This window comes from Morganella sp. Je.2.23, from assembly GCF_051129855.1.
GTDB lineage: Bacteria > Pseudomonadota > Gammaproteobacteria > Enterobacterales > Enterobacteriaceae > Morganella > Morganella sibonii.
This window is the reverse complement of the sequence record NZ_JBCPSQ010000058.1, coordinates 1-255: the sequence shown is the minus strand read 5'-3', so window position 1 is coordinate 255 and position 255 is coordinate 1. Positions and strand designations below refer to the sequence as shown.

Annotated in this window: 1 protein-coding gene; it reads right to left on the bottom strand. The window is 35.7% G+C overall.

What is annotated here, in order from left to right; translation table 11 throughout:
* Window positions 1-255, bottom strand: a 255-nt coding sequence (locus AAZR23_RS20830) for a DUF4822 domain-containing protein (RefSeq protein WP_434694514.1), incomplete at both ends; no start/stop codon positions are given.

Here is a 255-nt window from a genome sequence, read left to right as displayed (position 1 = left end):
AACGATATCAAAGTACTTAGTTTTATTCTCGGATGATGGATAAATACGATAAGTATACTCATCAGGAGTCACCGTGACATTCTCTACAACTCTTGTGAATAAAACCTCACCTTTATCATTTTTCGCAGCTAATGTTCGACTTTTCCCATCATCACTAAATGACCAATCACCTTGCATTTTTGGCTTTCCATCTAAGGTGTGCATTTTAAATGTCCAATCAGGGACATATTCAGCTAAACCAAAAAAATTAGCAAC